General features: G+C 69.3%; 18 protein-coding genes and 1 pseudogene. 9 read left to right on the top strand and 10 right to left on the bottom strand.

Annotated elements, in window-relative coordinates; translation table 11 throughout:
• Positions 1–98: 98 nt before the first annotated feature.
• Positions 99–362: pseudogene (locus tag ABZY11_RS02855) on the top strand (LURP-one-related family protein); the annotation flags it as partial.
• 93 nt (positions 363–455) lie between these two features.
• On the opposite strand, the gene ABZY11_RS02850 reads toward ABZY11_RS02855, so the two are convergent.
• Positions 456–1,250: a carbon-nitrogen family hydrolase gene (locus ABZY11_RS02850; RefSeq protein WP_356477392.1), complete on the bottom strand. Its 795-nt coding sequence runs from the start codon at positions 1,248–1,250 to the stop codon at positions 456–458.
• A gap of 170 nt (positions 1,251–1,420) precedes the next feature.
• Here ABZY11_RS02850 and ABZY11_RS02845 point away from each other — a divergent pair, with 170 nt between their 5' ends.
• Entirely contained in the window at positions 1,421–2,245 is an 825-nt protein-coding gene (locus ABZY11_RS02845; RefSeq protein WP_356477391.1) for a maleylpyruvate isomerase family mycothiol-dependent enzyme, read from the top strand.
• Positions 2,246–2,388: 143 nt separating this feature from the next.
• Here ABZY11_RS02845 and ABZY11_RS02840 read toward each other — a convergent pair whose 3' ends face one another.
• On the bottom strand, positions 2,389–3,699 hold the full coding sequence (locus ABZY11_RS02840; RefSeq protein WP_356477390.1) for an MFS transporter: 1,311 nt from the start codon (positions 3,697–3,699) through the stop codon (positions 2,389–2,391).
• Positions 3,696–4,412, bottom strand: coding sequence for a GntR family transcriptional regulator (locus ABZY11_RS02835; RefSeq protein WP_356477389.1), 717 nt, complete (start codon positions 4,410–4,412; stop codon positions 3,696–3,698). Before ABZY11_RS02835 ends, ABZY11_RS02840 begins: the two co-directional genes overlap by 4 nt.
• Before the next feature lie 251 nt (positions 4,413–4,663).
• Between ABZY11_RS02835 and ABZY11_RS02830 the strand changes: the two genes are divergently transcribed.
• Positions 4,664–5,563, top strand: a complete 900-nt coding sequence (locus ABZY11_RS02830) for a D-alanyl-D-alanine carboxypeptidase (protein WP_356477388.1) — start codon at positions 4,664–4,666, stop codon at positions 5,561–5,563.
• Between the two features lie 105 nt (positions 5,564–5,668).
• Here the strand turns inward: ABZY11_RS02830 and ABZY11_RS02825 are convergent, their stop codons facing one another.
• The gene (locus tag ABZY11_RS02825) at positions 5,669–6,058 is read right to left on the bottom strand and encodes a VOC family protein (RefSeq protein ID WP_356477387.1); all 390 of its coding nucleotides are present in this window, start codon (positions 6,056–6,058) and stop codon (positions 5,669–5,671) included.
• Between the two features lie 364 nt (positions 6,059–6,422).
• On the opposite strand from ABZY11_RS02825, the gene ABZY11_RS02820 reads away from it, so the two are divergent.
• Positions 6,423–6,587: a hypothetical protein gene (locus ABZY11_RS02820; RefSeq protein WP_356477386.1), complete on the top strand. Its 165-nt coding sequence runs from the start codon at positions 6,423–6,425 to the stop codon at positions 6,585–6,587.
• A gap of 14 nt (positions 6,588–6,601) precedes the next feature.
• On the opposite strand, the gene ABZY11_RS02815 is transcribed toward ABZY11_RS02820, so the two are convergent.
• Both ABZY11_RS02815 and ABZY11_RS02810 read right to left on the bottom strand, forming a co-directional pair.
• Positions 6,602–6,787 carry a DUF397 domain-containing protein gene (locus ABZY11_RS02815; protein ID WP_356477385.1) on the bottom strand — a complete coding sequence of 62 codons (186 nt, stop codon included), beginning with the start codon at positions 6,785–6,787 and terminating at the stop codon, positions 6,602–6,604.
• 2 nt (positions 6,788–6,789) lie between these two features.
• A complete protein-coding gene (locus tag ABZY11_RS02810; RefSeq protein WP_356477384.1) occupies positions 6,790–7,668 on the bottom strand; it encodes a helix-turn-helix transcriptional regulator in 879 nt (292 codons plus the stop codon).
• 227 nt (positions 7,669–7,895) lie between these two features.
• Between ABZY11_RS02810 and ABZY11_RS02805 the strand changes: the two genes are divergently transcribed.
• Positions 7,896–8,387 carry an ATP-binding protein gene (locus ABZY11_RS02805; protein ID WP_356477383.1) on the top strand — a complete coding sequence of 164 codons (492 nt, stop codon included), beginning with the start codon at positions 7,896–7,898 and terminating at the stop codon, positions 8,385–8,387.
• Here ABZY11_RS02805 and ABZY11_RS02800 read toward each other — a convergent pair.
• From ABZY11_RS02800 to pdhA, 3 genes are read right to left on the bottom strand one after another with little or no spacing between them, the layout of a single operon-like run.
• A complete protein-coding gene (locus ABZY11_RS02800) occupies positions 8,374–9,795 on the bottom strand; it encodes a dihydrolipoamide acetyltransferase family protein (protein ID WP_356477382.1) in 1,422 nt (473 codons plus the stop codon). The genes ABZY11_RS02805 and ABZY11_RS02800 overlap by 14 nt on opposite strands.
• 10 nt (positions 9,796–9,805) lie before the next feature.
• Complete coding sequence (locus tag ABZY11_RS02795; protein ID WP_356477381.1) at positions 9,806–10,786, bottom strand: alpha-ketoacid dehydrogenase subunit beta; 981 nt, start codon at positions 10,784–10,786, stop codon at positions 9,806–9,808.
• Between the two features lie 2 nt (positions 10,787–10,788).
• Positions 10,789–11,970 (bottom strand): pyruvate dehydrogenase (acetyl-transferring) E1 component subunit alpha, encoded by a 1,182-nt coding sequence (gene pdhA / locus ABZY11_RS02790; protein ID WP_356477380.1) that lies wholly within the window; start codon positions 11,968–11,970, stop codon positions 10,789–10,791.
• Positions 11,971–12,311: 341 nt separating this feature from the next.
• Between pdhA and ABZY11_RS02785 the strand changes: the two genes are divergently transcribed.
• The 3 genes from ABZY11_RS02785 (at position 12,312) to ABZY11_RS02775 (ending at position 14,652) form a co-directional block, all read left to right on the top strand.
• A complete protein-coding gene (locus tag ABZY11_RS02785) occupies positions 12,312–12,971 on the top strand; it encodes a response regulator transcription factor (protein WP_356477422.1) in 660 nt (219 codons plus the stop codon).
• 100 nt (positions 12,972–13,071) lie between these two features.
• On the top strand, positions 13,072–13,500 hold the full coding sequence (locus ABZY11_RS02780; RefSeq protein ID WP_356477379.1) for a pyridoxamine 5'-phosphate oxidase family protein: 429 nt from the start codon (positions 13,072–13,074) through the stop codon (positions 13,498–13,500).
• A 159-nt stretch (positions 13,501–13,659) separates the two neighbouring features.
• A complete protein-coding gene (locus ABZY11_RS02775; RefSeq protein WP_356477421.1) occupies positions 13,660–14,652 on the top strand; it encodes a phosphotransferase in 993 nt (330 codons plus the stop codon).
• Between the two features lie 21 nt (positions 14,653–14,673).
• Here the strand turns inward: ABZY11_RS02775 and ABZY11_RS02770 are convergent, their stop codons facing one another.
• Entirely contained in the window at positions 14,674–16,302 is a 1,629-nt protein-coding gene (locus ABZY11_RS02770) for a protein kinase (protein WP_356477378.1), read from the bottom strand.
• Between the two features lie 291 nt (positions 16,303–16,593).
• On the opposite strand from ABZY11_RS02770, the gene ABZY11_RS02765 reads away from it, so the two are divergent.
• Complete coding sequence (locus ABZY11_RS02765; protein ID WP_356477377.1) at positions 16,594–18,231, top strand: protein kinase; 1,638 nt, start codon at positions 16,594–16,596, stop codon at positions 18,229–18,231.
• Positions 18,232–18,292 lie beyond the last annotated feature (61 nt).

The following is an 18,292-nucleotide window of genomic DNA, read 5'->3' as shown; positions in this document are numbered from 1 at the left end:
GTCCTGGACTTCGACTGCGATGGCGTCACGCTTCGCGAACGTCTCCGGATCGACACGATGAACCCAGCGATCCGCAATCGCGATCAGGAGAGGGTCGTCGGCGCAAGCGGCTGTCGCTGCTGCGCAACCACTACCGGGTCACGCTGACCGACGGCACCGAACTCGATGTCAGCGGCAAGATCCTGGACCGCGAGTTCGCCATCGACTACGACGGGGAACTGCTGGCCCAGATCTCCCGGCGCCGGCTGACCGTCCGGGACACCTACGGCATCGACGTCGTACGGGAGGACGCCGACGCAGCGCTGCTCATCGCCGTATCGGTCTGCGTCATCGTGCTCGCGGACAAGGAGCACAACAACTGAACCGAGCCGGTTTCACGTGAAACGGCGCTGCCGCACCACGGTCTTTCGTTTGGATCAGGCCGGATCCATCAGGCCGGATCCAAACGAGAGTCCCTAGGCCGTGGGCGGGGCCAGTCCCAGGCGGCGGTCCTTGAGGGCCGGGAACTGCTCACGGGTTGTCGCCACCTTCGCCGGGTCGAACTCCACGTCGAGCACCTCCTCGCCCGCGCCCGCCTCCGCGAGCACCTCGCCCCACGGGTCGACGACGATGCTGTGCCCGGACTGCTCGACCCCGGCGTGGGTGCCCGCGGTGGCGACGGCCAGGACGTACGACTGGTTCTCGACCGCACGGGCCCGGGTCAGCAGCGTCCAGTGGGCGCGGCGCCGCTCGGGCCAGCCCGCCGCGACGATCAGCGTCTCGGCGCCCGCGTCGACCAGGCCGCGGAACATCTCCGGGAAGCGCAGGTCGTAACAGGTGGCGAGGCCGAGCGTGGTCTGCGGCAGGGCGACCGTGACCAGCTCCTCGCCGGCGCCCATCATGACCGCCTCGCCCTTGTCGAAGCCGAAGCGGTGGATCTTGCGGTACGCGGCGGCCCGCTCGCCCTCGGGCGTGAAGACGAGCGAGGTGTTGTAGAGGGTGCCGTCGGCGGCGCGCTCGACGAAGGAGCCCGCGTGCAGCCAGACCCCGGCGTCGGCCGCGGCCTTCGCCATGATGTCGTGGGTGGGCCCCTGGAGCGGTTCGGCCTCGTCCTCGAAGACGGTGTACGCGAAGGCGCCGACCGGCCAGAGCTCGGGAAGAACCACCAGATCCGCACCGCGCCGGGCCGCGATCAGCGAAGCCGCGCGCTGCCTGCGGGAATTGACGGATTCGTCCGGGTCTACTGCGATCTGGATGAGGGAGGCGCGCACACTACCACCGTCCTGGCATTCGAGCCGTCAACACGGGCCTACGATCGTCACACGAAAGCACTGCCGGGGTGCCTGCTCGCAGCGTAACTTAGCGAACGAACCTCCCACGCAGCCCGCCACCCGCGCCCAGATCTTCAGCCCATGCACCGCAGAACCGCACGAGGGGTCCCGTGACCGTCCATCCCAGCCTCCAGACCTACGCCGATGCCTGGACCCACTCCATCGAGTCGATAGCCGAGCTGGTGAAGCCGCTCGCCGAGGGAGAGTGGAACCGCCGTACGCCGTGCCCCGCCTGGTCGGTGCGTGACATCGTCTCGCACGTCATCGGCATGGAGTGCGAGCAGCTCGGCGACCCGCGCCCGATCCACTCCCTGCCCCGCGACCTCTACCACGTACAGAGCGACTTCGCCCGCTACATGGAGATGCAGGTCGATGTGCGGCGGCACCACACCGCACCGGAGATGACCTCCGAACTGGAGTACACGATCATCCGCCGGGCGCGTCAGCTGCGCAATGAGACACGTGACCCCGAGACCATGGTCCGCGCCCCGCTCGGCGCCGAGCAGACCCTCGAACTGGCGCTGCGGATGCGCGTCTTCGACGTCTGGGTCCATGAGCAGGACCTGCGCGCGACGCTGGGCCGGCCCGGCAATCTGGACTCCCCCGGCGCGACCGTCGTCCGGGACACCCTGCTGGAGGCGCTGCCGAAGGTGGTCGCCAAGGACGCGGGAGCGCCGGCCAATTCGGCGGTCGTGCTCGATGTGCACGGTCCGCTGGAGTTCCTGCGCACCGTCAGGGTCGACGCGGAGGGCCGTGGTTCGGTGGACGGTTCGCCGTCGCTCGGGCCCGTGGTGACGCTGGCGATGGACTGGGAGACGTACTTCCTGCTCGCCTGCGGGCGGGTGCGCGCGGGTGCGGTCGCGGACCGGGTCAAGGTCGAGGGCGACCAGGAGCTGGCGACGGCGATCCTGCAGAACTTCGCCGTGACGCCGTGAACCGTGACGCCGTGAACTGTGACGCCCTGAGCCGTGACGGTATGAAGCCGTGACGGCGTAGCACCGCAGCGCCGTGACGCCATGATCGGCGGCGCCCGTCGTACCGAAGGACGGGCGCGCCGCCGGTCCGGCGCGAGCAGCGGTCACACGGGGACGTGCACGGCCTCCACCCGGCTGACCACGTGGTGGTCCCGCTCGCGGTGCGTGGCCCTGGGGTGCAACCGCAGAATCTGCACGACGCCGAGCGCCTCCAGCACGAAGACCGAGGCGAACGCGATCCGGTAGTTGTCGCCGGTCGCGTCCAGCAGCACACCGACGGCGAACAGCGTGGTCATCGAGGCGATGAAGCCGCCCATGTTGACGATGCCCGACGCGGTGCCCTGCCGTTCTGGCGGGTTGGCTGGGCGCGCGAAGTCGAAGCCGATCATCGAGGCCGGGCCGCACGCGCCGAGCACCACGCACAGCACGATCAGCAGCCACATCGGCGCATGGTCGCCCGGGTAGAAGATGGCCGACGCCCAGAGCAGCGCCGTCACCGTGACCGTGCCGAGGGCCAGCGGGGCGCGGGCCGCGTGGTGGCGGGCGATGATCTGCCCGTAGACCAGCCCGAAGGCCATGTTGGAGAGCACCACCAGGGTGAGCAGCTCACCGGCGGTGGACCGGCTGAGCCCCTGCGCCTCCACCAGGAACGGCAGCCCCCACAGCAGCAGGAACACCATGGCCGGGAACTGCGTGGTGAAGTGCACCCACATACCGAGCCGGGTGCCGGGCTCCCGCCAGGAAGCGGCGATCTGCTTGCGCACATAGGCGGCGCCCGCGTGCTCCGCGGGCGGCGGCTCATGGCCCTCGGGGTGGTCCTTCAGGAACAGCAGCAGCGGGACGAGGACGACAACCCCGGCGACGGAGCTGCCGACGAACGTGGTGGTCCAGCCGAATCCGTGCAGGGCCCGTGCGATGAAGAGCGTCGAGACGAGGTTGCCCGCCATCCCGAAGAGCGCCGCGACCTGCCCGATCAGCGGGCCGCGCCGGGCCGGGAACCAGCGGGCACCGAGCCGCAGCACGCTGATGAACGTCATCGCGTCGCCGCAGCCGAGCAGCGCCCTGGACGCCAGCGCCATGCCGTACGAGGGGGAGAGCGCGAAGCCGAGCTGCCCCAGGGTGAACAGGACGGCCCCGAGGGTGAGGACCTTCTTGGTGCCGAGCCGGTCGACCATCAGGCCGACGGGTATCTGCATGCCCGCGTAGACGAGCAGCTGAAGGATGGAGAACGTGGAGAGCGCGGAGGCGTTGACGTGGAACCGGTCGGCGGCGTCGAGTCCGGCGACGCCCAGGCTGGTACGGAAAATGATGGCGACGAAGTAGACGGCGACGCCGATGCCCCAGACCCACGCGGCACGCCGGCCGCCGGGTGGATCGCCGGGCAGGGACAGGGTGGGAGCGGCGGCGGAACTCACCGGTCCTCACCCCTGACCAGCACCTTGACGCGGCTGACATGGCGCCGCACGACCTGCGCGGCACCGTCCGCGTCACCGGCCCTGATCGCCTCCAGCAGCTCACCGTGCTCGGTGATGTTGGCGGCGATCCTCCCCGGGTGCGCCTCCATCACGGCGACGCCCATCCGCAACTGACGGTCGCGCAGCTGGTCGTAGAGGCGCGAGAGGATGTCGTTGCCCGCGTTGCGCACGATCTCGGCATGGAAGCAGCGGTCCTTCACGGACACCGCCGCCAGGTCCCCGGCCTCGGCCAGCTGCCGCTGCTCCGCCAGGAGTTCTTCGAGCCGGCCGATGAGCTGCGCGGAGGCGGGCACGGCCTTGCGGGCCGCGAACTCCTCGACCAGCAGCCGGGTCTCCACGACATCCGCGATCTCCTGCGCGGAGACGGCGAGTACGAGGGCGCCCTTCTTCGGGTACAGCTTGATCAGCCCCTCCACCTCCAGCCGCAGCAGCGCCTCGCGCACGGGCGTGCGGGACACCCCGACGGCCTCCGCGAGATCGCCTTCGGTGAGCAGCGTGCCGCCCTCGTAACGGCGGTCCAGGACCGCCTCCTTGATGTGGGCGTACACGCGCTCGGCGGCGGGAGGCTGCTTCACACCGGACTTCACGGACGGCTTCGGGGACGATTTCACGGCGGACTTCGCGGGCTTCACGGCAGGGGGTGCGGCAGGCATGTACACAGAATAGATACAAGATGCGTGCATGGCGGAACAGTCCGCGATACGGACGGACACCCACCGCCCCCGGACGGACTCCGGCCACCCCCGGGCGGACCCGCACCGCTTCACCGCCGATCATGGCCGGAATCACCCGTAGCCCCGAAATTGCCCCAGGAATCAGCACATCCATCCCCCGCCTTCATGAGTCTCATCAGCGAGCGTCACCCACATGTGGCCGCATTCCAGGGGCATTTGGAGCATTCAAGTTGAAAATCGGCATTAAGGGCATAAGCCGCGCCACCGCCACTGCCACCGTGGCGCTGACAGCAGGCGCCGTCATCGCAGGCAGCGCGTTCGCCTCCACCGCGCAGGCCGCCACGCTGCCCAACCCCAAGATCACCGCCGCGGGCGGTTACACGATGAACAACGGCACGGCGAAGTCCCTGTTCGCCAAGGCCGCGGACACCCGCCGTTCCACCGGTTCCACCACCAAGATCATGACGGCGAAGGTGGTGCTGTCGCAGAAGAACCTGAACCTGGATTCCAAGGTCACGATCCAGAAGGCGTACAGCGACTACATCGTCTCCAAGGGCGCCTCCTCGGCCCGCCTCATCGTGGGCGACAAGGTCACCGTCCGCCAGCTGCTGTACGGCCTGATGCTGCCGTCCGGCTGCGACGCCGCCTACGCGCTGGCCGACAAGTTCGGCTCCGGCACCACCCGCGCGGCCCGCGTGAAGTCGTTCATCGGCAAGATGAACGCCCAGGCCAAGTCCCTCGGCCTGAAGAACACCCACTTCGACTCGTTCGACGGCATAGGGAACGGCTCGAACTACTCGACACCGCGCGACCTGACGAAGATCGCCAGCAGCGCGATGAAGCACTCCACCTTCCGCACGGTCGTCAAGACCAAGTCGACCAAGCAGAAGGTCACCACGAAATCCGGCGGTTACCGCTACATGTCGTGGTCCAACACCAACACCATGCTCAGCAGCTACAGCGGTGCCATCGGCATCAAGACCGGCTCCGGCCCGACGGCCAAGTACTGCCTGGTCTTCGCCGCGACCCGCGGCAGCAAGACGATCGTCGGCACGGTGCTCGCCTCCACGAGCGCGGCCAACCGCACCGCGGACATGAAGAAGATCATGGACTACTCCTTCAAGAAGTAGTCCCGCCGGCCACGGCAGCACACACAGCAGAGGGGCCCCGCACCACGCGGGGCCCCTCTCGCGTCACGCGGCCTCTCCGGCCTGCTGAAAGTCCGTCCTGGATGCTCAGTCGAGACAGAACTCGTTGCCCTCGACGTCCTGCATGTTGATGCACGACTCGTTCTCCTCGTCGGCATACAGCACCTTCGTGCACACCGCGCCGAGCGCCACCAGCCGATCGCGTTCGGCCTCCAGCACGGCCAGCCGCTCCGCACCCACGAGCCCGGTACCGGCCCGCACGTCGAGATGCACCCGGTTCTTGGCGACCTTGCCCTCGGGAACCTGCTGGAAATACATGCGCGGGCCCTCACCCGTGGGATCGGAGCACACAGCCCATGACCCCTGTCCCTCAGAAGGCAGCGTTACGACGTACCCCAACACCTCGCACCAAAAACGAGCGACGCGCTCGGTATCCGCGCAGTCGAAGGTGACCTGGAACTTCTTGACCGATGACATCCGGTCACCCTAACAGCGGGCCTTCATCAGACAATTCCCGGTGAGAATCCGCCCGTTCGGGCCTGCGGCCGGACAGCCCTTCGCCGCGTTCTTCAGCAGCTCCACGGGTGACGAACAGTGCGCGTGGTCACGTGGACCTACTCGCCGGATCGGTGTCCACCCCGAACGGCAGTTGGCCAGGGACTGCGAGACCTGCGGCTTCAAGCAGTGTGCAGCGTCGCATCGGCTCCTCCTCGGCGTGACGTGAACCATCGGCCGCAAGAAGGGAGTTGACGGCGTCCGTACGATGGAGGGGAAACGCATCAACGCCCGTCCCTGGCAGTGAGCCGGGCGGGCCGAGCGGGGGAAGAAAGGTGCGTGCCCGATGCCGATCGGGCTCCTCTCCACGATTGCCGCCGTGTTCTACGGGGGCACGGTCTCCGTTCTCGCCCTCACCGCGACCTTCGCCCGGCGTCGCGCGCTGCGGCGTGAGGCGCGCAGCACCCTCGCCCTGCTGGTACCGGGGAGGGCGGTGGAGTCAGAGCGCTAGCCGGCCCGGCCGGGTCAGTCCGACGACCGGACCAGCCCGGCCCGGAAGGCCTCCCACGCGGCGGGGCCGAGGACGATGACAGGACCGTCGGTCCGCTTGGAGTCACGGACGGCGACGGTGCGGGGGATGTTGCGGGCCACTTCGACGCACTCGCCGTTGCCGCTGCTGTAGCTGGACTTGACGAACTCGAAGTGTGGCACGACTACAACTCCTTGCGAATACGCCCTATCAGAGCGATGGAATCGCGGGGAGCGAGTCCGCTTCTGGCGATTCGACCGAACGTGACGTTGTGACGCGCGGCATCCGACTCGCTCTCAAGCCACAGAGTAGACGACGTGGTGTCCATGTAAACCACGTCCATCGCACCGGGTTCCGCAAACGACACGATGCTAAAAGCGCTGGTCATGCCCGGGTGCGAGCCCGCGAGGAAGGGGACAACCTGCACTGTGACATTTGGCTCGGCGGCAGCCTCCGCCAGACGTTCCAGTTGAGCACGCATCACGTCGCGGCCACCGACCAATTGCCGCAGCGCACCTTCCGCGACGATCGCCCACAGCGCGAGAGGGCTGCCGTCCGCGAGGCGCGCTTGGCGTGCGATCTTCGCTTCGACAAACCGCTCGATCTCGTCGGGGTCGTCCCAGTCCGCGTTGCCGACGGCGAGCGCCCTCGCATAGTCCGGCGTCTGGAGCAGGCCCGGTACGAACGCCCCTTGCCAGGTCCTGACTCCCTTGGCGATGTCTTCGAGCGCAACGTACTCGACCAGCGAACGCAGCTCCGGATACTGGTTCCACCAGCCCTTCGCCTTGCGGCGCTCCCGATCCATCCGGGCCACCTCCAGCAGCCGGCCGACGAGCTGCGCGTCGTCGAGACCGTAGAACTCGCAGAGGGCCCGGATGTCCGGATCTCTCATCGGAACCCATCCCTGCTCCATCTTCACGATCTTCGAGTTGGTCGCGCTGATGACCTGAGCTGCCTGCTGCTGCGTCTTCCCCGACGCGTCTCGCAGGCGCAGCAACTCGCTGCCGAGCCTGCGCCCCAGGACAGTTGACGACCGATTGCCTTGCCGAGTCGCTCGATTCACCGCACCAGTGTGGCCCCCCACAGCGCAGACGGTCGACCACCGTCGCCCGTTGGAGACAATTGGCTCCGTTTCACTTGCCTCTAACTTGTCGGGGTCGCTACGTTCAGCTCGCAGCCGCTCGCACAGCGGAATCAGTCGGCGGAAGTGCACCGCCCTGCCCCGCGCCCAAAATCGGCGCCCCGCAGGTACGGCATCGCCACCGCCCACACTCACGGAGGCACGCGTCCATGACCGCAGCCGAACAGATCTCCGTCCCCGACCCCGTCCTCCGCGAGGACCGGCTCGACTACACCCCCACCGCGCGCAGCATCTCCCTGTGCCGTCATCGCGCCGCCCGGCTCGTCCTCCAGTGGGGCCACCCGGAGCTGGCCGGCGACGCGGCCTTGCTGGTCAGCGAGTTGGCGACCAACGCGTTACTTCACGGCGTCATCCGGGGTCGTCTCTTCCGCGTCCACCTCACCCTCACCGCGACCACGCTCCGCATCGCGGTCAGCGATCCGCGCGGCGAACGGCTTCCGGACCCGCGCGAGGCGACGGCCGACGAGTGCTACGGGCGGGGGCTCCTGATCGTCGCGCGGATCGCGGACCACTGGGGCGTCGAGCCGCGTACCGTCGGCAAGACCGTGTTCGCCGAACTCGCCCTGGGGCAAAGGCCGGACATGCCGATGGGCCCGCGCGAACTTCGCGCGGGCCCATCTCGTACAGCTACGCCCAGGTGATCAGCCGCTTCGGCTGCTCCAGGATCGCGGCGACGTCCGCCAGGACCTTGGAGCCGAGCTCGCCGTCGACCAGGCGGTGGTCGAACGACAGGGCCAGCGTGGTTACCTGACGGGGCTTCACCTTGCCCTTGTGGACCCACGGCTGGAGCTTGATCGCACCGACCGCGAGGATCGCGGACTCGCCCGGGTTCAGGATCGGCGTGCCCGTGTCGACGCCGAAGACGCCGACGTTGGTGATGGTCACCGTGCCGCCCGCCATCGCGGCCGGGGACGTCTTGCCCTCGCGGGCCGTGGAGACCAGTTCGCCCAGGGACGCGGCCAGTTGCGGGAGCGTCTGCTCGTGCGCGTCCTTGATGTTCGGGACGATCAGTCCGCGCGGGGTCGCGGCGGCGATACCGAGGTTCACGTAGTGCTTCTGCACGATCTCCTGGTTCGCCTCGTCCCAGGCGGCGTTGACGTCCGGGTTCCGCTTGATCGCGACCAGGAGGGCCTTGGCGATGATCAGGAGCGGGTTGACCCGCACCCCCGCCATCTCCTTGTCCTCCTTGAGCTCCGCCACCAGCTTCATCGTGCGCGTCACGTCGACGGTCACGAACTCGGTGACGTGCGGGGCCGTGAAGGCACTGCCGACCATCGCCTGGGCGATGGCCTTCCGTACGCCCTTGACCGGGATACGGGTCTCCCGCGCGCCCGCCGGAGCGACGACGGCCGGAGCCGGGGCCTCGACCTCGGCCGCCACCGCGGCGGCGACGGGCGCCGGGGCCTGTGCCGGTACGGGCGTGGCCGCCGCGTGCACGTCCTCGCGGGTGATGATCCCGCCCTCGCCGGTCGGGACGACCGTCGCCAGGTCGATGCCCAGGTCCTTGGCCAGCTTGCGGACCGGCGGCTTGGCCAGCGGCCGGCTCTCCGGGACCACCGCGCCGTGGCCGTTCATCTCGCTCTGGATCGCCGCCGCGGCGGCCGGTACGGAGGCGGTCGTACCCTTGCGGGCCCGTCGCTTGGTCGAGCTCTCGGAGACGCCGTACCCCACCAGGACGGGCTGACGGCCCTTGGGAGCCTCGGGCTCCGGTTCGGCCGCGGCAACCGGCTCCGCGACCGGCGCGGGAGCGGCGGCCGGGGCCGCGTCACCACTGCCCGGTGCCACGTCCACCGCGATGATCACCTGGCCGACGTCGACGGTCGTGCCCTCGGGGAAGCGCAGCTCGTGCACCACCCCGTCGAACGGGATCGGCAGTTCCACGGCCGCCTTCGCCGTCTCGACCTCGCACACGACCTGGCCGTCGGTGACGGCGTCGCCGGGCTGGACGTACCACTTGAGGATCTCGGCCTCGGTCAGTCCCTCGCCCACGTCGGGCATCTTGAACTCACGGAAGCGAGCAGCGTTGGAAGTGTCGGTCATCGTTGTCACGTCCCAGTCCTCAGTACGCCAGCGAGCGGTCGACGGCGTCGAGCACACGGTCGAGACCCGGCAGGTACTCGTCCTCCAGACGCGCCGGCGGGTACGGGGCGTGATAGCCGCCGACCCTCAGCACCGGTGCTTCCAGGTGGTAGAAGCAGCGCTCGGTGATCCGGGCGGCGATCTCCGCACCCGAGCCGTAGAACACCGGCGCCTCGTGGACCACGACGAGCCGGCCGGTCTTCTCGACCGAGTTCTGGATGGCGTCGAAGTCGATCGGGGACATCGAGCGCAGGTCCAGGACCTCGATCGACTTGCCCTCCTCCTGGGCGGCCGCGGCCGCTTCCAGGCAGACCTTCACCATCGGGCCGTACGCGACGAGCGTGAGGTCAGTGCCGGTGCGGGCCACCGAGGCCTTGTGCAGCGGGCCGGGGATGGAGTCGGTCTCGACCTCGCCCTTGTCCCAGTAGCGGCGCTTCGGCTCGAAGAAGATGACCGGGTCGTCGCTCTGGACCGCCTGCTGCATCATCCAGTAGGCGTCGCTCGCGTTCGACGGCGAGACCACCTTGAGGCCCGCTACGTGCGCGAACAGGGCCTCGGGCGACTCGCTGTGGTGCTCGACGGCACCGATGCCGCCACCGTACGGAATCCGCACGACGACCGGCAGCTTGATCTTGCCGAGCGCGCGGGCGTGCATCTTGGCGAGCTGCGTGACGATCTGGTCGTAGGCCGGGAAGACGAAGCCGTCGAACTGGATCTCCACGACGGGCCGGTAGCCGCGCAGGGCCAGGCCGATCGCCGTACCGACGATGCCGGACTCGGCGAGCGGGGTGTCGATCACCCGGTCCTCGCCGAAGTCCTTCTGGAGCCCGTCGGTGATCCGGAAGACCCCGCCCAGCTTGCCGACGTCCTCACCCATGATGAGGACCTTGGGGTCGGTGTCGAGGGCCTTGCGCAGCGACTCGTTGAGAGCCTTCGCAATGGACATCTTTTCCATGGCCATGGCTACTTGCCCTCCTCGGCAGAGTCTGCGAACGATGCCTGGTAGGCGGCGAACTGGGCGCGCTCCTCGTCGACGAGCGGGTTGCCGTCGGCGTAGACGTGGTCGAAGATCGCCATCGGGTCCGGGTCGGGCATCGCCCGTACCGTCTCGCGCACCCGCTTGCCGAGGGCTTCGCTCTCCGCGTCCAGCTCGGTGAAGAACGCCTCGTCGGCGGCGCCCTCCTTCTCCAGGTACGTGCGCAGCCGCAGGATCGGGTCCTTGGCCTCCCAGGAGGCCCGCTCCTCGTCCGCCCGGTACTTCGTCGGGTCGTCGGAGGTGGTGTGCGCGCCCATCCGGTAGGTGAACGCCTCGACGAGGGTGGGCCCCTCACCCCGGCGGGCCCGCTCCAGTGCCGACCTGGTGACGGCCAGGCAGGCGAGTACGTCGTTCCCGTCGACCCGGACACCGGGGAAGCCGAAGCCCTGCGCGCGCTGGTAGAGCGGCACGCGGGTCTGCTTCTCGGTCGGCTCGGAGATCGCCCACTGGTTGTTCTGGCAGAAGAAGACGACCGGGGCGTTGTAGACCGCGGAGAAGGTGAAGGACTCGGCGACGTCTCCCTGGCTGGAGGCGCCGTCGCCGAAGTACGCGATCACGGCCGAGTCCGCGCCGTCCTTGGCGACGCCCATGGCGTAGCCGGTGGCGTGCAGGGTCTGCGAGCCGATGACGATCGTGTACAGGTGGAAGTTGTTGCTGTTCGGGTCCCAGCCGCCGTGGTTCACGCCACGGAACATCCCGAGCAGATTGGTCGGATCGACCCCCCGGCACCAGGCGACGCCGTGCTCGCGGTACGTCGGGAAGACGTAGTCGTCGTCGCGCAGGGCCCGGCCGGAGCCGATCTGGGCGGCCTCCTGGCCGAGCAGCGACGCCCACAGGCCCAGCTCGCCCTGGCGCTGGAGCGCGGTGGCCTCGGCGTCGAAGCGGCGGGTCAGGACCATGTCCCGGTACAGACCGCGCAGCTCTTCGGCGGTCAGGTCGATCGAGTAGTCCGGATGCTCCAGGCGCTCGCCCTCGGGCGTCAGCAGCTGTACGAGCTCGGGCTCGGAACTCTGTGGCGTCTTCGCGGACGTCTTCGCGGTCGTTTTCACGGCGCTGGTCCGCTTGCTGCTGCGTCGCGGTTTGCGCGCGGCAGTGCTCTCCACGGTCACGTGCGTGCTCCTCCGTCGGTCCGGCCCCCGGGGTCTGCCGGGAAAGCCAGTGCGGCTCGCCTGTGTCCGTACCCGTGCACGGGGTGGGTGCCGCTCGGTCCGGGAACAGGCGTGACAGGTGCCCCGGCGAGCGCCCTGCCGAAAGCACGTTACCCAGTACGCCGCATAACTGCGAAACCCTATCTGACCTGCGATTTTGCTTGGATTTCCAAGTAAATCGAAAAAGTCGGGAACTCTCGCTGGTCACAGCACTGGTAACAGCCTCGCAGGCCGCCGGAACAACGGCACGTTATCCCGCCGTTCGGCGGCAGGGAAGGGGTGAGTGTGTGAGACTGCGTTTTGTGCGCGAACAAGGAAAAATCACCGTTTTTCTGTTGGACGACCATGAAGTCGTCCGACGCGGAGTCCATGAATTGCTCTCGTCCGAGGCCGACATCGAGGTCGTCGGCGAGGCCGGCACCGCGGCGGACGCGCTGGTCCGTATCCCCGCGACCCGGCCCGATGTGGCGGTGCTCGACGTACGGCTGCCGGACGGCAGCGGGGTGGAGGTCTGCCGGGAGGTCCGCTCCCAGGACGAGAACATCAACTGCCTGATGCTCACCTCGTACGCCGACGACGAGGCGCTTTTCGACGCGATCATGGCGGGTGCGTCGGGGTACGTCCTGAAGGCGATCCGGGGCGACGAACTGCTGAACGCGGTACGTGACGTGGCGGCCGGGAAGTCGCTGCTGGACCCGGTGGCGACCGCCCGGGTGCTGGAGCGGCTGCGCGACGGCGAGAAGGGCCGGGGCGAGGACAAGCTCGCCGGTCTCACCGACCAGGAGCGCAAGATCCTCGACCTGATCGGCGAGGGCCTGACGAACCGGGTGATCGGCGAGCGGCTGCACCTCGCCGAGAAGACGATCAAGAATTACGTCTCCAGCCTGCTCTCCAAGCTGGGCATGGAACGGCGCTCGCAGGCCGCCGCGTACGTGGCGAGGCTTCAGGCGGAGAAGCGCTGAGCGCCGCGCCGCCCCCTGGTGATCTTCGGGACTTTGGTCCCGGAGCAACCGGGGCCGCGGCCTCTGTCCGCGGCCTTGCGGGTGGCGGAGAGTGGAGGTCATGTCCTCCGAGGAACTCCAGGCGATCGAACTGCTCGGCCGCGTCCGGTACGGCCGGCTGGCGACGAGCATGCGGGCCCTTCCCTTCCTGTCGGTGGCCCGCCACGTCGTGATCGACGGTCGCGTGATCCTGCGGATGCACAGCGGCTTCGGCTACCACAACGCGTGCGACGGCACGGTCGTGGCGTACGGCGCGGACAACTTCGGCACCGCGGTCCCGGGAGCCGGCGGCGACCTGTGGGCCGTGCAGTTCACCGGCACCGCCGAGGTCGTGCATCCGGCGACCGGCCAGTGCGAGCTCTTCGGCGACGTTCCCGCCCGGGTGAATGGGGAGCCCTTCGACCCGGCGTACCTCAGAATCGAGCCGCACTTCGTCTCCGTGCACACTCTGGACTTCCACGCAAGTCAGCCGATCGGCCACACAGCGTGATCTAACATCTGGGGAGTGCCGCGCTCATTTGTCACCCTTCCGTCCGCTCCGCCGGCCGGCGAGGTGCTGGTTCCGTCCGCGCCCCCTCCGCCCGTTTCCCCGGTGGACCAGGTGCGTTTCCCGTCCGTGCCACGGCCGCCCGTGCCTCCGGTGAACGAGGTGCTGCGCCGCTATCCGGACGCCGGTGAACCCCTGACCTGCAAGCCCGTCACCCAGGGCCTGCTCAACCACGGCTACCGCGTCTCCACCACCCGTGGCTCCTACTTCCTCAAGCACCATCTCGACGACTCCACGGGTGACCGCGCCACGATCGTCCGCCAGCACCGTGCCACCCAGCGGCTGCAGTCGCTGGGCGTGCCGGTCGCCCCGCCCGTACAGGACACCGAGGGCGACACGGTCACGGAGATCGGCGGCCGGTGCTATGCCCTGCACCCCTGGGTGGACGGGCTGCACCGGGCGGGCGCCCAGCTCAGCACCGCCCAGTCGGAGCGGCTCGGGGCGCTGCTCGGGGCCGTGCACACCGGGCTCGAACAGGTCATAGGGGCGGGCACGGGGCTCGCGCACCGGTCCGGCGGGTACCGGAGCCCCGACCCCGCCGACACCTTCGCGCTCATCGACGACCTGCTGACGGCCGCGCGCGGGCGCCGCCCCCGGGACGCCTTCGACGAGCTGGCCGAGCACCGCCTGCTGGAGCGGCGCACCCTGCTGGAACAGCACGCCGACCGCAGGCCCCCCACGCCCGGCGTCCCGGCCACCGGCTGGGTGCACGGCGACTTCCACCCGCTGAACGTCCTGTACCGGGGTTCGGACCCGGTCGCGATCCTCGACTGGGACCGGCTGGGGGTCCAGCCGCGGGCGGAGGAGGCGGTGCGGGCCGCGGCGATCTTCTTCGTCCTGCCGGCCGGGAAGCTGGAGCTGGAGAAGGTACGGGCGTACGCGCGGGCCTACCGGGGGGCAGCCGGGGCGGGGGCGGCGGAACTGGCCGCCGCGGTGCACCGGGTGTGGTGGGAGCGGCTCAACGACTTCTGGATACTGCGCTGGCGGTACTGCCTGCACGACCGGAGGGCCGACCCGCAGTTCCCTGCGGTGTCGGCCCTGGCGGTCTGGTGGACGCGCGAGTACGAGAGAGTGCGCGAGGCGTTCACGGGCTGAATCCGCCCGTGAACGGCCGGGTCACGGGGTGGAGCCCGCCACGGTTCCGGCCGCCGCGGACGTACCGGTGTTGGTCCCGGCGGTCTCGCCGCCGGCGCCACCGTTGTCCGTGCCCGTACCGCCGTCGTCCGTGCCCGTACCGCCGTTGTCCGTACCGGTACCGCCGTTGTCCGTGCCCGTACCGCCGTTGTCCGTACCGGTGCCACCGTTGTCCGTACCGGTACCGCCGTCGGCCGGGCCTCCGGTGGACGGGGTGGACGGCTGGGTCGACGGCGGCTCGGACGGCTGGGTCGGGGTGGTCGACGGGGAGTAGGTCCGCGTCGGCGGCGTGTCCTGCTGGTTGCCGGTGGAGTTCTCCGGCACCTGGGTCTGATCGCTCTCCTCGTCGCTCGGCCCGGACGGACTCTTCGACGGGGACGGCGAACTGGAGGTCTTGTCGGGCTTCTTCTCGTGCGTCGAGCCGGTGTCCTTCGCGGCGTTGACCGCGATGGCGACACCCGCCCCGATCGCGATCAGCGCGAGCACGACGAACAGCCACAGCTTGCCGCGGCCGCCACCGCCGTGGTGTCCACCCTCGTAACCGCCGTCGTCGGGGTTCATCGGCGGCAGGATCGGCCCCTGCGAGGTGTCCCCGTGCTGCGGGTGCCCCATCGCCATCGTGCCCCCGGGGACGCCCATGGCCGGGGTGTGCCCGCCTTCGTGCATCGCGACCGGGCCGGTGTTCCACGTACCCGTGTGGCCGCCCTGCACCTGAAGCATCTGAAGGCCGTACTGGATCAGGCCGCGCATCTCCTCGGCGCTCTGGAACCGGTCGTCCGGGTCCTTCGCGAGGGAGCGCATGACCAGCCCGTCCAACTCCGGCGGCACCGCGTCCAGGACCTCGGACGGCGGGACCGGAATGTCCTGGACGTGCTGGTACACCACGGACAGCGGCGTCTCGCCGGTGAACGGGGGCCGCAGCGCCAGGAGTTCGTACAGCAGGCAGCCGGTGGCGTAGAGGTCGGAGCGGTGATCGACGGCCTTGCCCAGCGCCTGCTCGGGAGAGAGGTACTGCGGCGTGCCCATGACCATGCCGGTCTGGGTCATCGTCGACTGCGCACCGTGCAGCGCACGGGCGATGCCGAAGTCCATCACCTTGACCGCACCGGAATTGGTGATGATCACGTTGGCCGGCTTGATGTCGCGGTGCACGATGCCGTGCTGGTGCGAGTACGCGAGTGCTTCCAGCACGCCCGAGACGATGATCAGCGCCTGCTCGGGCGGCGGGGCCTCGGCGTTGAGCAGCAGATCGCGGATGGTGCGGCCCTCGACCAGCTCCATCACGATGTAGGGGACGGTCTGCCCGCCCACGACGTCCTCGCCGGAGTCGTACACGGCGACGATCGCGTGGTGGTTGAGCCCGGCGACCGACTGCGCCTCGCGCGTGAACCGGGCCTTGGAGACCGGGTCCTCGGCGAGATCGGAGCGCAGCAGCTTCACCGCGACCGTGCGGCCGAGCCTGACGTCCTCGGCCGCGAAGACCTCCGCCATACCGCCCCGGCCGAGGCGGTGGGTCATCCGGTAACGTCCGTCACCGACAACACCGCCGATGCCCCAGGAGTCGGTGCCATCCGAAACTCCGCCGCCGTTTGCTTCGGAATCGGGTGCCATCAGTCCTCGCCGTCGTATCTGTCCGCGCGTCCGCGGGTTCTCACGGTGTCTAGCTGCATTGCCACGTCACGCTACAGCCTCTTCCGGACACACCGTTTCCGAGAGGGACCGGTTATCCAACCGCCCGGCGTGCCGTCCACGCAAATTTCATGCGGTTCCTGTAACGCTTCCGAGACGCTTCTTGTGCGTAGGGTCACGGAACGGGCACCCGGCTTGACGTGTCGTACCCCTCGGGCAGACTTGGCGCGTAATGGATGATCGCGTCAGTCGCGCGCCGAGGGGGAGCAAGTCATGAGCCAGGACGGCGCACACGGCGCTCAGGGTCGCTACGCGGGCGGTTCCGTCGCCGGCGGGCGCTACCAGCTTCGCGACCTGCTCGGCGAGGGCGGGATGGCGTCCGTATACCTGGCATACGACACCGCCCTGGACCGTCAGGTCGCAATCAAGACACTCCACACGGAGCTGGGCCGCGAGCAGTCCTTCCGTGAGCGCTTCCGGCGCGAGGCGCAGGCCGTCGCCAAACTGCAGCACACCAACATCGTCTCGGTCTTCGACACCGGCGAGGACGAGCTCGGCGGCGCGCTGATGCCGTACATCGTCATGGAGTACGTGGAGGGGCAGCCGCTCGGCTCCGTGCTCCAGGCGGACATCCAGAACCACGGCGCGATGCCGGCCGACCGGGCACTGAAGGTGACGTCCGACGTGCTGGCCGCGCTGGACACCAGCCACGAGATGGGCCTGGTCCACCGCGACATCAAGCCCGGCAACGTGATGATGACCAAACGCGGTGTCGTGAAGGTCATGGACTTCGGCATCGCCCGCGCCATGCAGTCGGGCGTCACATCGATGACGCAGACCGGCATGGTCGTCGGCACCCCGCAGTACCTCTCCCCCGAGCAGGCCCTGGGCCGCGGGGTGGACGCCCGCTCCGACCTGTACTCGGTCGGCATCATGCTGTTCCAGCTGCTGACCGGACGGATCCCCTTCGACGCGGACTCCCCGCTGGCCATCGCGTACGCGCACGTCCAGGAGGAGCCGGTCGTGCCCTCCACCATCAACCGGTCGATCACCCCGGCGATGGACGCGCTGGTCGCCCGCGCGCTGAAGAAGAACCCGAACGAGCGCTTCCCGAGCGCGGCGGCGATGCAGGACGAGATCGCCCGCGTGCTGGCCGCGAGCGGCTCCACGGGCGCGCCGGTGATCATCGCGGGCGGCGGCGCCCCGGCCAACAGCGGCTCGGGCGTCGGCTCGGCGGTCTTCCCGCCGGTCGACCAGTCCGGCGCGACGCCCCAGAACGTCCAGACCCCGTACCAGCCGGGCCCCTATCAGTCGGGCCCGTACGGCCCGGCGACCCCGGCCCCCACCCCGGCACCGTCGTACGGCTACCCGCAGTCGGCCCAGCCGTACCAGAGCCAGGCCCCGGTCCAGCAGACCCCGCCGCCCTACACGATCTCGCCGCAGCCCCCGACGCAGTCGCACTCCGGCTCGGGCGGCAGCGGCTCCAAGCGGAACATGCCGGTCGTCATCGGCTCGATCGTGGTCGCGCTGATCGCGATCGGCGGGCTGATCACGGCGCTCTCGCTGAGGAACGGGGACAACGAGGGCGGCACGACCGCGAACGAATCACCGGCCGCGAGCGAGCACAAGCCTCCGGAGCGGAACCGGACGATGGACACCGAGGACTGCACGGACGCGCTGGAGAACAGCGACGATCCGGAGAAGGTGGACGCGCCGAAGTTCCTCTACAAGGACTTCCTCTCGGCGAAGGCGTGCGCGGATGCGGCCGGCTGGGTCGTCAAGAAGGTCGAGGTACCCGGGAACGCCTACGCGGAGGACCAGGTCATCGACCAGTTCCCGTCGTCCGGCACCGCCGTGGACAAGCCCGGCGCCCACTTCGAACTGCGCGTCGCGACGGGCGACCCGGCCTGATCCACACGAGAGGCCCCAGGGTCTCCCGGCGCGTCAGTCCTGTGGCAGAGCTCGGCACGGA

The organism is Streptomyces sp. NPDC006510 (assembly GCF_040611955.1).
Taxonomy (GTDB): Bacteria; Actinomycetota; Actinomycetes; order Streptomycetales; family Streptomycetaceae; genus Streptomyces.
This window is presented reverse-complemented; position numbering and strand designations above follow the sequence as displayed.